This window comes from Methanomassiliicoccales archaeon, assembly GCA_038740345.1.
Taxonomy (GTDB): domain Archaea; phylum Thermoplasmatota; class Thermoplasmata; order Methanomassiliicoccales; family UBA472; genus JAJRAN01.
The window spans coordinates 39,712-52,537 of the sequence record JAVYMA010000006.1 but is presented as its reverse complement, the minus strand read 5'-3'; the positions used below and the strand labels follow the sequence as shown (position 1 = coordinate 52,537).

General features: G+C 52.5%; 16 protein-coding genes. 13 read left to right on the top strand and 3 right to left on the bottom strand.

Features of this window, described 5'->3' with window-relative positions:
• Positions 1–99 precede the first annotated feature (99 nt).
• The 9 genes from QW520_03340 to QW520_03300 all read left to right on the top strand — a co-directional run bounded on the left by QW520_03340 (position 100) and on the right by QW520_03300 (position 8,686).
• The gene (locus QW520_03340) at positions 100–1,002 is read left to right on the top strand and encodes a tetrahydrofolate dehydrogenase/cyclohydrolase catalytic domain-containing protein (GenBank protein ID MEM0448839.1); all 903 of its coding nucleotides are present in this window, start codon (positions 100–102) and stop codon (positions 1,000–1,002) included.
• A 98-nt stretch (positions 1,003–1,100) separates the two neighbouring features.
• Entirely contained in the window at positions 1,101–1,814 is a 714-nt protein-coding gene (locus QW520_03335; protein MEM0448838.1) for an ABC transporter ATP-binding protein, read from the top strand.
• Positions 1,811–2,233: an ABC transporter permease gene (locus tag QW520_03330; GenBank protein ID MEM0448837.1), complete on the top strand. Its 423-nt coding sequence runs from the start codon at positions 1,811–1,813 to the stop codon at positions 2,231–2,233. The genes QW520_03335 and QW520_03330 overlap by 4 nt, the downstream gene beginning before the upstream one ends.
• 111 nt (positions 2,234–2,344) lie before the next feature.
• The gene (locus tag QW520_03325; GenBank protein MEM0448836.1) at positions 2,345–3,100 is read left to right on the top strand and encodes an ABC transporter permease; all 756 of its coding nucleotides are present in this window, start codon (positions 2,345–2,347) and stop codon (positions 3,098–3,100) included.
• A 97-nt stretch (positions 3,101–3,197) separates the two neighbouring features.
• Positions 3,198–3,869: an RNA 2'-phosphotransferase gene (locus QW520_03320; GenBank protein ID MEM0448835.1), complete on the top strand. Its 672-nt coding sequence runs from the start codon at positions 3,198–3,200 to the stop codon at positions 3,867–3,869.
• Between the two features lie 78 nt (positions 3,870–3,947).
• Entirely contained in the window at positions 3,948–4,826 is an 879-nt protein-coding gene (locus tag QW520_03315; protein ID MEM0448834.1) for a DUF2797 domain-containing protein, read from the top strand.
• A 39-nt stretch (positions 4,827–4,865) separates the two neighbouring features.
• Complete coding sequence (locus tag QW520_03310) at positions 4,866–5,813, top strand: DUF1743 domain-containing protein (GenBank protein ID MEM0448833.1); 948 nt, start codon at positions 4,866–4,868, stop codon at positions 5,811–5,813.
• Positions 5,814–5,947: 134 nt separating this feature from the next.
• Positions 5,948–6,730: a polyprenyl diphosphate synthase gene (gene uppS, locus QW520_03305; protein MEM0448832.1), complete on the top strand. Its 783-nt coding sequence runs from the start codon at positions 5,948–5,950 to the stop codon at positions 6,728–6,730.
• Between the two features lie 231 nt (positions 6,731–6,961).
• A complete protein-coding gene (locus tag QW520_03300; GenBank protein ID MEM0448831.1) occupies positions 6,962–8,686 on the top strand; it encodes a TIGR04190 family B12-binding domain/radical SAM domain protein in 1,725 nt (574 codons plus the stop codon).
• 168 nt (positions 8,687–8,854) lie between these two features.
• Here QW520_03300 and QW520_03295 read toward each other — a convergent pair whose 3' ends face one another.
• Positions 8,855–9,007, bottom strand: coding sequence for a thioredoxin family protein (locus QW520_03295; protein MEM0448830.1), 153 nt, complete (start codon positions 9,005–9,007; stop codon positions 8,855–8,857).
• A gap of 266 nt (positions 9,008–9,273) precedes the next feature.
• Here QW520_03295 and QW520_03290 point away from each other — a divergent pair, with 266 nt between their 5' ends.
• A complete protein-coding gene (locus QW520_03290) occupies positions 9,274–9,552 on the top strand; it encodes a hypothetical protein (protein MEM0448829.1) in 279 nt (92 codons plus the stop codon).
• 65 nt (positions 9,553–9,617) lie between these two features.
• Here QW520_03290 and proC read toward each other — a convergent pair whose 3' ends face one another.
• On the bottom strand, positions 9,618–10,424 hold the full coding sequence (gene proC / locus QW520_03285; GenBank protein MEM0448828.1) for a pyrroline-5-carboxylate reductase: 807 nt from the start codon (positions 10,422–10,424) through the stop codon (positions 9,618–9,620).
• 223 nt (positions 10,425–10,647) lie between these two features.
• A complete protein-coding gene (locus QW520_03280) occupies positions 10,648–11,169 on the bottom strand; it encodes a type 1 glutamine amidotransferase domain-containing protein (protein ID MEM0448827.1) in 522 nt (173 codons plus the stop codon).
• Positions 11,170–11,417: 248 nt separating this feature from the next.
• Between QW520_03280 and QW520_03275 the strand changes: the two genes are divergently transcribed.
• Genes QW520_03275 through QW520_03265 form a run of 3 tightly spaced genes read left to right on the top strand, consistent with a single transcriptional unit; the run spans position 11,418 to position 12,826 of the window.
• Positions 11,418–11,777, top strand: a complete 360-nt coding sequence (locus QW520_03275) for an NADH-quinone oxidoreductase subunit A (GenBank protein ID MEM0448826.1) — start codon at positions 11,418–11,420, stop codon at positions 11,775–11,777.
• Positions 11,768–12,331 (top strand): NADH-quinone oxidoreductase subunit NuoB, encoded by a 564-nt coding sequence (gene nuoB, locus QW520_03270; protein MEM0448825.1) that lies wholly within the window; start codon positions 11,768–11,770, stop codon positions 12,329–12,331. Before QW520_03275 ends, nuoB begins: the two co-directional genes overlap by 10 nt.
• Before the next feature lie 9 nt (positions 12,332–12,340).
• A complete protein-coding gene (locus QW520_03265; protein MEM0448824.1) occupies positions 12,341–12,826 on the top strand; it encodes an NADH-quinone oxidoreductase subunit C in 486 nt (161 codons plus the stop codon).

Below are 12,826 nucleotides of genomic sequence, written 5' to 3'. Positions count from 1 at the left end.
AATGATTAGTTGCTATGCATTGAGGTACACAGGTATCACCGATAGAGAACCAATAAAGTAATAGCTCCTCATTCATCTTTATACTCAAGAGGAGATGGGATGCCTGCACAGGTTATCGATTGCGGCAGGATAGCGGCACAGATTAAGGCAGAGCTGAAGGAGAGAGTTATGCGACTTCACTTGTCAGGGAATACGCCGGGCTTAGGCGTGGTGCTGGTGGGTGAGGATCCAGCCTCCAAGGTATACGTGAGCATGAAGACCAAGGAATGCCGGGAATTGGGCATAAACAGCAAACAGCTGAATCTCCCTGAGACGGTGTCCGAGGAAGAGTTGCTGCGAAATCTGGATTACCTGCAGGCCGATCCTAAGATCCATGGCGTCCTGGTGCAGATGCCACTACCGCGCCATATCGCCGAGGCCAAGGTCATGGAGCGCATCGAGCCGGATAAGGATGTTGACGGTTTCAACCCCATAAACGTGGGCAAGATGCTGCTGGGGTCTCCAGGCATGCTCCCCTGTACCCCACAAGGCATAAAGGAGCTTTTGCTGCGCAGCGGCAACTCGCCTGAAGGGAAGCATGTGGTGATTGTGGGGCGCAGCAACATTGTGGGCAAGCCCATGGCCGCGATGCTCATGCAGAAGGGGGTCGGGGCCAACGCTACCGTTACCGTGTGCCATTCCGCCACCAAGGACCTCTCTTATTTCACCAGACAGGCCGATGTGCTCATAGTGGCCATGGGAAGGCCCAAGGCCATAGGGGCAGATATGGTCAAGGAGGGGGCAGTGGTGGTGGACGTGGGGATGAATCGAGTGGATGACCCTAAGTCCGAGAAAGGATATCGTCTGGTGGGGGATGTGGATTTCGAAGCGGTCAGCAAGAAGGCCAAGGCCATAACTCCTGTGCCTGGAGGCGTTGGTCTGTTGACCCGGGCCATGCTCATGGTCAATACCGTGCGCGCGGCCGAGATGGCGGTAGAAAAGGCCAAGGGACGAAGACGTTAAGCGTGGAACGCAGCTTGATGAAAAGCATAATTTTATGAAGCGCCACCGTGTCTACCCGCCGCATCAGGGTTCCTGAGAACCTTCGAAGAGGCGATCGCATGGTTGCTGTTGAGGTCGTCAATCTAAGAAAGAAATACGGTGAGCTTGAGGCGCTCAAAGGCATAAGCTTCAGCGTTAACGAGGGGGAGGTGTTCGGCCTTATCGGGCCTAACGGGGCAGGTAAAACCACGGCCCTAAGGGTATTGGCGACCTTATTGGAAGTAACCTCGGGCGAGGTGCGCATCTGCGGCTATGATTTAGTTAAGCAGGCGGATGAGGTGCGCAAGATAATTTCTTATCTCCCCGAGGATGCGGGAGCATACAAGAACATGAAGGGCATCGAATACCTTCGCTTCATATGCGATTTCTTTGGCGATAAGGACAAGCAGCAGATGCTGCAGAGAGGAATAGAGATCGCCCGCTTGGGGGAAAGGTTGAACGATCGCATAGATACATATTCCAAAGGCATGCAGCGCAGGCTGCTGGTAGCTAGAGCGCTGATGATAAAGCCCAAATTAGCCATCCTGGACGAGCTCACGTCAGGGTTGGATGTCATAAATGCTCAGACCATTCGCCGCACTGTTAAAGAAGCGGCCAGGCAAGGCACGACCGTGCTGCTGTCTTCGCACAACATGCTCGAGGTGGAGCTCATGTGCGACCGCATAGCGTTGATTGATGATGGCAGGATAGTAGCCACGGGTACGCCTTCCGAGCTGAAGGCCAATTATGCCGCCGATAATATCGAGGATGTGTTCGTGAAGGTGGTGGGATGAGCAGCCTGTGGAATATAATCAAGAAAGAGGTCAAGGAGCTTTTAACTCCTGCGACACTGGTCCCCATCATAATCTTTGCCGTCATATTCGGCATGCTGGGGAATGCCTTCGGTGGGGCTACGGAGGAGATATCCAAGCCTCCCAAGATCGCCATCATAGACCGTGACGGGTCTTATATTTCCCAGGCTGTGTACTCCGACTTCGCATCGAGGTCAGAAGTCATATACAACGGCACCGATGTGGAGGAGGCAGTAGCGCAGTTGCAAGCCCAGAATGGCGTGGCCCTTTTTGTCATCCAACCCGATTTTGCTAGAAATATAAGCGAGAATAAATCGGGTGTGATTAAGATCTATTGGATCATGAAGGGCGCAGGAATAATGGATACCATGACCTCAGCTTCGGCAGATGTCCTCCTGTAGACCGTCACCCGCGACCTATCCAGGGCCCTGATAGACTCGCGCCTCACAGACAACTCCAACGTTATCCTGAATCCGATAAACGCGACGCATAGCACGGTCTTCAAGGGAAAGATGATGGAGGGCGTGAGCCCAGCCCAGATAAGCACAGTGATGAGCGGGCAAGGGCTCATCGTCCCGTTGATCGTGGTCATGGTGATAATTTACGCCGGCAGCATGGTGGTCACGTCCATGGGCAATGAGAAGGAGAACAAGACCTTGGAGACCCTGCTCACCCTGCCTGTAAGGAGGACCTACATAGTCTTCGGCAAGCTCGCCGGCGCGGCCATCGTAGGTCTGGTGCTGGCAGGTATCTACATGATGGGCTTAGGATATTACATGACCTCCTTGACCATGGGATCATCCTTGGATTTGAGCTCGTACGGCATCTACCTGGACTTGGTGGACTATCTGCTAGTGGGCATATCCCTCTTCCTAGCGCTCCTTTCCGCTCTAGCCTTGTGCATGATATTAGGGATATTCACCAAGAACTACAAGGCTGCTCAATCCATGACCCTTCCCATCACCATGCTAGCGCTCATCCCCATGTTCATACTGATGTTCAGCGATTTCGACACCCTTCCCCTGGTAGCGAAGATACTGGTCTTCGCCATTCCCTTTTCTCAACCTATAATCGCCATCAATTCCCTCATGTTTGGGGAGGTGGGAATAGTGTTGCTGGGCATAGCATATGAGGTGATATTCGCCTTAGCCGCCATGTTCGTGGCCGTATCTCTCTTCAAGAAGGATATCCTTCTCACTGGCCGAGTCAAACGACCACAAACCAAGGGCCAAAGGAGCAGGAGCATTTGGACCATGAGGAGGAGATGAAGCAAAGGCCGCATCCCAGTCCCGACGCTGCTGTATGTGATACCCGGCCTACCGCAGGACGGCAAACATTTAAAACGAACAGGCTATTTCACCGCGAATGTTGCGTGAATGCGCTGAGCATGGATATTTCCGCGGCGACCTATGCCCTGTATGTGGCGAAGCTGGAAGATTCCTGATGAATGATCAGGAATTGGAGCAGATAGGCCGAACCATGGCTGGGGCCTTGAGACATTTCCCAGAGAAGTTCGGGCTGACCATGGATTCTCAAGGATTCGTCAGTCTGAGGGACTTCATCGCCGCGCTGAAGAGGCAGAGAGAGCGCTACCACTGGGTAAGACCTCATCACATCATTGCTATAGTCGAGACTGACCCTAAGGGAAGGTACCAGATCAGCAACGACATGATCCGCGCCACCTACGGCCACTCCCTTCCCCTGGAACTGAATCTGCCTACCGATAACATCCCCGATTTGCTCTACTATCCCACCACCCCAGAAGAGGCGGATATCCTTCTAGAAACTGGGCTCAAGCCTTCGGACCGCAAGCTGGTGCATCTTTCCAGAACCTATAACGATGCACTCAATGCGGGATTGGTGAGGACCGATAGCCCGGTGATCCTTGAGATAGACTCCAAGAAGGCCGTCCAAGACGGTATAGTCATTCAGAGGGCAGGAAGGACAGTCTTCTTGACTCAAGAGGTCCCTCCTAACTACATTAGGAGGGCGGAGAGGCCTGAGGAACAGACAGAAGAAATAATAGAGCGGGATTGAGGCTTTTAACCAAGACTCCTTTGAGGATTCGATGCCCCTTCCGATAGATTGAATATCACCCAAGTTGAAGAAGGACCGATGTTCGTCCGTGGCGATCGCCTGCTCAAAGGAGGTTTTGAGTGTTGGCACTCCTTGCACGCCCTGGCATACTATTGGGAAGGGTTCAGGCCGAGGCTTGCCGTGTATGATGTGGAGACAGAATCGATGCAGGATCTGGAACTGGTAAAGGAGCTCTCTCGGTTTGAGATGAGCGTGGAGGAGGAGCGCTTCTGCATTGGGCGCTTCCAAGAAGGAAGATATGTGCCCTGCCCTGACCGTGCCAGGTTAGATGGTCCATTTGCTCAATGCAGGTCCTGCGCCAGCACATGGATACCAATACAAGAATGCATATTCGAGCCTAAGTGTGCCGGTGATATGTGCGACTCCCCCCTCTGCCGCAAGGAGCATGTAGTCTATGCCACCTTTTTCGGCGATGTGGTCAAGATAGGTATGACCGCAGGCTCCAGGCTAGTGGAGAGGTCGATAGAGCAAGGGGCTGATGCCGTGGCCAAGCTGGTAAGGTTACCCAATCGAATGGAGGCGAGGAAGGCAGAGAAGCATATCTCAGCCCTGTTGGGATTGCCGCAGAGGGTTAGGGCAGAGACAATGGCCAATGAGGTCCTAAAGAGTCCTCGTCCCTATGAGCTGCGAGCGAAGCATCAAGAGATATTGTCCCGCCTAGATGGGATTTATGCGCTGCTGGAGGACTCTCTTATCCTTCTCGATGGCTATCCTGGATTGGAGGAGCTGAGGGAGGTGGAGTGCGCTCCAGCAAAGGTCCCTCCCACTGGCCCTCACTCGGGCCGCCTCATCTGCATTAAAGGTCGATATTTATTTTACGAATCGCGGGAGAAGGAGACGCTCATGCTCCCCCTAGCTGATGTCTCCTCAAGACACCTGGAGCTGGGCCACAATTAATAAGACTCGATATCTCAATCTGGGCGGGTCGGGATCTCCATGAGCCAAATCCTTAGACCTGAGGATGTCAGCCTGAAGTTCGGTAAGCTCTTCTGCCGCGGGATATACACCATGGTCGACGAAGAAGCAGGTATAGCCAGAATCGTAGAAGAGTGTTCCGCCAAAGGCCCTGTGGAATGGGATTTCATGAATCGCAAGAGAGCGGGCGGGGCCATAACTGACATCCGCCTTGACGGCACCACGTTGATAATGGACGCCGTTATCGGGGAGAGGGAGGTGCGCTTCGGACCGGCTTCCAAGGACCTCGGAGGGCAAGGGCTGAAAGGAGTGACTGTGGAAGGGGAAGTAGTGAAGACCACGTGGGTGGGACTTGCAGGAGCCAGCGTAGGCATCGGCGCGTGCCTTCCTCAAGCACCGGGGGTGATTGAGACGTTGTACCCCGAGGATGCGAAAGTAGGTGGGGCGAACAAGATTGAGGTCACCATCTCCACCCCTAAGATGATAAGGGCCATATTCGCCGTGGATGACACAGACACCAAGGAGAAGGGAGCCTCTTGGGTGTTGATGCTGAAGGCTGCCCGAGAGGCACCTGTGGGACATATGCTGGAGCACCGCATCGTGCAACTCAACCCCAACGTCAAAGAAAAGACCACTCAATGCGTGGCAGTGGGTGTTTCGTTCGCGGTCAGGGAGAGAGATTTCGAAATCCTTAGAGAGCATTTCATCACTTATTTGAAAAAGGGCACACTCTCAGAGAATACGGTTCTCGCGGTCATGAAAGGGCTGCGCGTCCCCCAAGTGGTGGAGGAATATGGATTGAGGGCTAAGCGTGAAGTCCTAACCCTGCATGACGCTCATCGCGCGGCGAGAGAGGGTGGAGTGGAACTGGTAGAAATAACTGGGCCGAGAGGGGCCATAGGGGCGGTCGCTGGTATCGGATGCCACGATATGGGCGTTAGGGCCGCGGGGCTACCTGAGGACCTTTAAGGCACCCAACGCCTGATGCACGATCTAGCCCATTCATCCTCCAAAATGCAGGGCAGCAGGAAAAATAGATATCAGGGGCCGAGATTGATGAGGATGAACGTAAAGGATTAAGATGCATTTGGGGGGCTTACACCATGAAGAATGAGATTACTAGGGTGATCGCCAACACTGCCTATCAGACCTATGAGAAGCGATTGCTCAAGGAGGTCCAGGAAGCCCCCATACCCAAGCACATCGCCATAATCATGGATGGAAATCGCCGCTTCGCTCGCGAGTTCGGCCTGCGCCCCGAAGAGGGACACGCTAAAGGCAAGGATAAGCTGGAAGAGGTCATGGAGTGGTGCTTGGAGTTGGGTATCAAGATCCTCACTGTCTATGCCTTCAGCACCGAGAACCTGAAGCGGGAGAAGGAGGAAGTGGATTATCTGATGCGCATGTTCGAGGAGAATTTCTACAAGCTAGGCGATGATGAGCGCATCCATAAGCACGGGATCAAGCTTACCGTGCTGGGACAGAGAGAGCTCCTTCCCCCTAAGGTGCAAGAGGCCATACGGTATGCCGAGGGCAAGACCGCGGGCTATAGCAATTACTTCTACAACATCGCCATCGCATATGGCAGTCGCCAGGAGATCATCAACGCCGTGAAGCGCATCGCCCAGGACGTCAAGGAGGGAAAATTGTCCCTGGACGATATAAGTGAGGACACTGTCTCCAAATATCTATATACGGCGGATTTCCCCGACCCTGATCTCATGTTGCGCACCTCGGGGGAGGAGCGCGTTTCCAATTTCCTTCTTTGGCAGATGGCATATTCCGAGCTGTACTTCACGGATGTATACTGGCCGGGCTTCAGGCATGTGGACTTCTTAAGGGCTATCCGCTCCTATCAGCTGAGGCAGCGCCGCTTTGGCAAGTGACTCTTGACTTGTTACTCAGTAGCTCCTTTTGGCATTCCGGTGCTTACTTCTATCCGCATTTCGAAGCTTGGCCCCTCTTTCCTATTGCTGTGCAGGTACAGGCAAACTCCGTAAGATAAGCGTACTGAGATGAGGATAGATGAATATCTATGAAAAGAAGAGACTAAGCAGAGTTAGGCATGATTATAATAATGCAACCTCCCTTTCCGCTCGTTCCTGAGGTGAGCTAACGTGGCGGAACAGGACCTTGTGCTTGTGCATGCGCCGAGTGTGTACGATTTCCGAAAGGAATTCCTGTTCTATGGGCCCGTCTCGGACTTGGTCCCGTCAACACCGGTGTTCGAGATGTATCCTTTCGGCTTCATGACCATCGCCGCACACCTTCACCGTCTGGGATATAAGGTACGCATAGTGAACCTAGCCAGCATGATGTTGAACGATCCTGATCTGGACGTGGAAGCCTTCCTGGGACGGATCAAGTCCAAGGTATTTGGCCTCGACCTGCATTGGCTTCCGCACGCTCATGGAGCGCTGGCTATAGCTGAGATCATAAGGCGCCTGCACCCTGGCTCTAAAATCCTCTTCGGTGGATATTCGAGCACCTATTATCATCAGGAATTGATACTATATCCCCAGGTGGATCTAATACTAAAGGGTGATTCCACCGAGGCGCCAGTGGCAGAATTGCTGGAAGCTCTTGAAGAAGGCGATGAGCTCAATAAGGTAAGAAATCTCACGTGGAAGGATGAGAGGGGTGTGCATTCTAACCCTATTAGCTACGTTCCTGAAGATTTGGATTATCTGGATATAGACTATGGATGGATGATCCGATCAGTCATTAGGCACCGCGACCTCGAAGGCCACAAACCGTTCAAGGACTGGGACCGTTATCCCCTGACCGCTGCCTTCACCGTGCGAGGTTGTGCGCAGAAGTGTCTGGTTTGCGGTGGCTGTAATGCGGCCATGCGAGGTTTCCTATGCCGACAGCGACCGGCATTTCGTTCGCCCGAGCAGGTGGCCCAGGACATAAAGCATATAGAGGACTACCTCAAAGCGCCTACGTTCGTCGTAGGAGATGTCAGGGCTGGAGGGATGAAGTATGCCGAAAAGTTCTTCTCTGAAGTCAAGAAGTTGCGGATTGAAAATCCAGTGGTGTTGGAATTATTCACGCCTGCGGATAAATGGTTCTTCGAGAGAGCGTCATCCTCCTTCCAACGCTACTCGATAGAGTTCTCGCCGGATTCGCACGATGAAAGGGTTCGTTACGCCTTGGGCAGGAGATTCGACACCCCATCCCTGGAGAAGAGCGTGCAGCTGGCCTTGGAGAACGGATGCGAGCGCTTCGATATTTTCTTCATGATCGGCTTGCCCCAGCAGAATAGGGACAGTGCCTTGGATTCTGCGCGTTATGCGAAACGATTGCACGAGATCACCTCCCACGATATGCGGCTCTTGGTCTTCGAATCCCCTCTCGCCCCCTTCTTAGATCCTGGCAGCTACGCCTTCGAACATCCTGATGAGGTGGGATACAGACTCTTCGCGCGCACCCTGGAAGAGCATCGCATGCGCTTGGCCTCGCCCTCATGGAAGCACGTGCTATCCTACGAGACGGTGTGGATGACGAGAGATGAGATCGTGGAGACTTCCTATGACGCCGCAGACGCCCTGAACCTCGCCCGTCATGAGTGCGGCCTCATCGATAAGGAGGAGTTAAAATGCCGCATGGAGCGCACGGACCAAGCACGCCAGATGATGCGAGATATCGATCGGGCATTATCATCTGGCGACGAAAGTTTTAGAGCTAAGATGCTAGAGGAGCTGCGCGAAAGAGGGAGGGAGCTGATGGAGTCCACCATCTGCCGCAAGAGAGATCTAGAATGGCAGAGCCCTGGCATAGTGAGGAGCGTTCCTAGGGCTGTGATGGGTTTGATCAAAGAGAAGAAAAGGAAGAGGTAGCTGGTATTCTTCGCCAGCGCTACTTTTACCTCCGCTGACGTTGTTTTCCTCGCTCAGCCTTCCCTTTATCTCTTCCACGCTTGGCATCCTCCCTGCCACCTCAAGTACACCATGTGTGAATGGCGCAGGCTGGGCCATCACCCTATGCTCCCGCACGAGGATGGTATCTTAGATCTTGATCACCTCGGCATCCACACCAGACTCTTCTACGGCGGTGTGGGCGGCGACTTCCATCAGCCTACACTTAGCGCAGCCCAAAGGGAAAATTTTCACTTTGCTCGGCAGTGGTGAGATTTCGATCCACAGCCTAATCTTAGGCATCGATTTAGGTCATTGAATTAGCGATATTTCGCGAGGTGATAATCGTAACGAAAAGGGAATAAGTCCTGAGATGAAAATGGAATGAGAGCGAAGATGAATGGAAAGGCCTTCTTGATTTTGTCTTTCAGCATTCTGATGGCGGCTGTGACATTCGTATTATTGATCCTCTCCTAAGAGCACGGTTCGAATCTTGCGCTAATCGGTTCGGAACTTGAGCCACAAAGAAGATGGCACTCCGGGTGAGATACTCAATGGAGGTGAAACAAATGACCTCTAAAGTGATGAAAATGGCCATCCTAGGAACGGTGGCGCTGGCCGCCTTCTCCCTGCTCGCCCTTCCAGCATTGGCCGCTGGTGCGGGTCTGGGTGACTGTGATCAGACAAAACAGAAGGATATGCTGCAGGACGGTTCCTGTGGAGATTGCTCAGGTGACAGAGACTCGACAAGGCTTAACATAAGAGACAGAGATCGTGATGGCAGCTGCGAGGGCTCTATGTACTCCTTCGCCTACTGCCATTGCAGGCAGGTGGAAAAGCAGGGTTGAATTTCTATTCTCACTCTGCGCATGCCTGCTCAAACCCCTTTCAGCCGACTCTTTTCCTCAGCCCTCTAACCTTTTTCTCCTAACTCCAAGCTCCGTCTGGCCGCCGCCTCCACTGCGTCGATGAAAGCCCCTCTGACCCCCGCTTCCTCCAACACCCGCAAGCCTTCAATGGTGGTGCCTGCAGGCGAAGCCACCATATCCTTGGCTGCTCCGGGATGGATATTGGTTTCGAGTATGGTCTTGGCGGCCCCTAGAACGGTTTGGGCTGCGAGCTTTACAGCCACATCCCTAGGAAGCCCGGCCAGGACACCTCCGTCAGCCATGGCTTCGATGACCAGATAAATGAAAGCGGGACCGCTGCCTGATAGTCCCGTGACCGCATCGAGAAGCTTCTCCTCCACTGAAAAGGCTATGCCTACGGATTGGAGTATGCGCAGCACAATTTCCCTATCCTCAGCCTTGGAGTGCTTGCCTTGGGAGAAGGCCGATGCGGAAGCACCTACCATGCAGGGCTGATTAGGCATTACTCTGACCACTCTAACCCCCGCGTTGAGGCGGGATTCGATATAGCCTAAACGGATTCCAGCTGCTATGCTTATGACAAGATGCTCGGGGGTAAGATAGGGCTTAAGCTCCTCCAACACTGTTGGCATCTGCTGCGGCTTGACCGCCAGGATGAGCACCTGCGTAAAGCGCGCGACCTCGACATTGTCATCTGTCACCCTAACCCCAAGGCTCCTGGCGATGTATTCCCTACGTTCCTTTATGACCTCTCCTGCCAATATTTCCTCTTTAGAGCTTACTCCTGCGGAGATTATTCCCTTCATCAGAGCCTCTGCCATGTTTCCTGCGCCAATGAACCCTACCCTCATGAGTGTCCGCCTGCCAGGAACTCCCTGGCAAGGTGAGCTATCTCAAAGAGGGTATTTAAAAAAATGGAATGCGTCTTTTAGGCAGTGTCGAGATAGTGGAGCTGTAAATGTGAAAAATGCTGGACATCATCTCTTTATTCTTATTAGCTCTGGTTATAAAATCTAATGGCCCTTAGACTGCACTTTAGCAGTCCTTCTCTCACCACCTTCTGGCCTATTAAAGTCATCGCAGAGCCGTGAGTACGGCCCTCATGAAGTCAGGAAGATCCTTGGGATAGCGAGAGGTTATAAGATTGTCATCGACCACCACTGGTTCGTCCTTAAAGCGCGCCCCCGCGTTCATCACATCGTCCTTGATGGACATGAAGCAGGTCACCTTCTTCCCTTTCAAGACGTTCGCAGAAATGAGCACCGAGGGTCCATGGCATATGGCAGCCACTATCTTTCCTTCTCTAAACATACGACGTACCAACTCATTCACCGCGGCGTGGCGACGCAACCGATCTGGAGCAAAGCCTCCCGGGATTATGATAGCATCAAGATCATCCGCGCTGACTTCCTCTACATTTCTGTCTATCTGCACTTCATAACCATGCTTGCTTAGGTATGATTGTTTTCTCTTTGGGCCCAGTACGATGACCTCATGACCCTCCTCTTTCAAGCGATAAAAAGGATACCAAAGCTCAACATCCTCATAATCGTCCTCGGCTAGAATAGCCACGCGCTTCACATGCTCCATATTCATCTTGATAGAAAGGAAGTCAAAGTGTGATAACTATTTTATCATGAGAGATTCGCTGTGCCCGTTGCTTCGGGCGTCAGGATATGAAACGCCGTTAAATCTGGAGCCGTATTTTTTAGAGTTTTGCTTTAGATCTTTGATCTTGATTAATATCATGAAAAACCGTGAAGAGTTGATGAAATTGTCTTGCTTTTAAGACCAGCCAGCACATTGATTAAAGGTTTAAATATTGCTACAATATTGCCCCTCTAATGCTCCTAGATGATTACTTTCCGGTGGCCGTCTTTGCGCTGATAGCCATCTTGTTCCCTGCGCTCGCTTTCTGGGTCTCCAGGTTCTTCCGACCGAACCGCTATCTGCCCCAGAAACGTATGACATACGAGTGCGGTGAGCAACCTATCGGTCATGGACAAATTCAGTTCCATGTACAGTTCTATCTGTATGCTATTATTTTCGTGATTTTTGATATCGTGACCGTTTTCCTCATGATTTGGGCCTTGGCGTTCTCTGAGCTATCGGATGCGTCTCGCTGGTACATGGTCATATTCCTCGGGACCCTCTTGGTTGGGGTCACTTATGCACTGAAAAAGGAGAAGATACTATGGATTTGAGGTTAGCTCCCCATGCGGTCGCGATGACCTCAGCTGAATTCATGGCCTGGTCGACGGATTTGATGGAGCAGTTGATGAGGTACACCGGAGTCAAGAAGGCCGTGGATAAGATCACCGCTCCCATCTGGAGCTGGGCCATAAGGAATGCTACCGTGCCGCTGCACTTCGGCATTGCCTGCTGCGCCCTGGAGATGGCCGCCGCTTCAGGGCCGCGCTTCGATGCTGAGAGGCTGGGCATGATATATCGTTCCTCTCCGCGACAATGCGAAGTGCTTTTAGTCAATGGATGGATAACAGCCAAGCTCAGACCGGACCTGAGGAGGTTGTATGAGCAAATGGCCGAGCCCAGATGGGTAGTGGCCATGGGAGAGTGCGCCATATCAGGAGGTCCATGGTACGACTCCCATAATACAGTCCAAGGTGTTGACACCTTCATACCCGTTGATGTTTACATACCTGGCTGCCCTCCCAGGCCAGAAGCTATGATAGACGGTTTCATGAAATTGCACAAGCTGATCAACAAACAGATGAGGGGTACCTTCCTGGAAGGCTGAGGTGCTAAAATGAGGCAAAGGAGCGGATTGGCCCCAGGGGGCAAGACCGGAGAGATACTTGCACAGGAGATCTCGCAGAGATTTCCTCAAGGCGTAACTATCACCAAAGCCACGCGCAACCGTCTGTATGCGCAGGTAGATAAGGATGTGATCCTTAAACTGGCTACTTTTATGAAGGAAAATCAGGACTTCGAGCATGTTACCTGCGTCACGGGTGTGGATTGGCTGGCAGAGAACAAGATGCAGGTGGTTTACCACATAACCTCATACGCCAACAACGTCACGGCGGAATTGGTGGTTGACCTACCGCGGGATAAGCCTGAGATCGACTCTATCTCTTCCCTCTGGGGAGGCGCTAATTGGCATGAGCGTGAGACCTGGGACATGTTCGGCATTGTCTTCAAAGGCCATCCCAAGTTAGAGCGATTATTAAATCCCGAGGGCACCCAGGTCTTCCCATTCAGAAAGGATTTCGTTTCAGGAAGGAGGGTCTGA

Bases quoted from the DNA above. Each gene is read 5' to 3' on its own strand.
- QW520_03340 (MEM0448839.1), top strand. From the start codon at position 100: ATGCCTGCACAGGTTATCGATTGCGGCAGGATAGCGGCACAGATTAAG.
- QW520_03275 (MEM0448826.1), top strand. From the start codon at position 11,418: ATGCTCCTAGATGATTACTTTCCGGTGGCCGTCTTTGCGCTGATAGCC.
- proC (MEM0448828.1), bottom strand. From the start codon at position 10,424: ATGAGGGTAGGGTTCATTGGCGCAGGAAACATGGCAGAGGCTCTGATG.
- QW520_03265 (MEM0448824.1), top strand. From the start codon at position 12,341: ATGAGGCAAAGGAGCGGATTGGCCCCAGGGGGCAAGACCGGAGAGATA.
- QW520_03335 (MEM0448838.1), top strand. From the start codon at position 1,101: ATGGTTGCTGTTGAGGTCGTCAATCTAAGAAAGAAATACGGTGAGCTT.
- nuoB (MEM0448825.1), top strand. From the start codon at position 11,768: ATGGATTTGAGGTTAGCTCCCCATGCGGTCGCGATGACCTCAGCTGAA.
- uppS (MEM0448832.1), top strand. From the start codon at position 5,948: ATGAAGAATGAGATTACTAGGGTGATCGCCAACACTGCCTATCAGACC.
- QW520_03280 (MEM0448827.1), bottom strand. From the start codon at position 11,169: ATGAATATGGAGCATGTGAAGCGCGTGGCTATTCTAGCCGAGGACGAT.
- QW520_03290 (MEM0448829.1), top strand. From the start codon at position 9,274: ATGACCTCTAAAGTGATGAAAATGGCCATCCTAGGAACGGTGGCGCTG.
- QW520_03320 (MEM0448835.1), top strand. From the start codon at position 3,198: ATGTTGCGTGAATGCGCTGAGCATGGATATTTCCGCGGCGACCTATGC.
- QW520_03315 (MEM0448834.1), top strand. From the start codon at position 3,948: ATGTTCGTCCGTGGCGATCGCCTGCTCAAAGGAGGTTTTGAGTGTTGG.
- QW520_03310 (MEM0448833.1), top strand. From the start codon at position 4,866: ATGAGCCAAATCCTTAGACCTGAGGATGTCAGCCTGAAGTTCGGTAAG.
- QW520_03325 (MEM0448836.1), top strand. From the start codon at position 2,345: ATGATGGAGGGCGTGAGCCCAGCCCAGATAAGCACAGTGATGAGCGGG.
- QW520_03295 (MEM0448830.1), bottom strand. From the start codon at position 9,007: ATGCCTAAGATTAGGCTGTGGATCGAAATCTCACCACTGCCGAGCAAA.
- QW520_03330 (MEM0448837.1), top strand. From the start codon at position 1,811: ATGAGCAGCCTGTGGAATATAATCAAGAAAGAGGTCAAGGAGCTTTTA.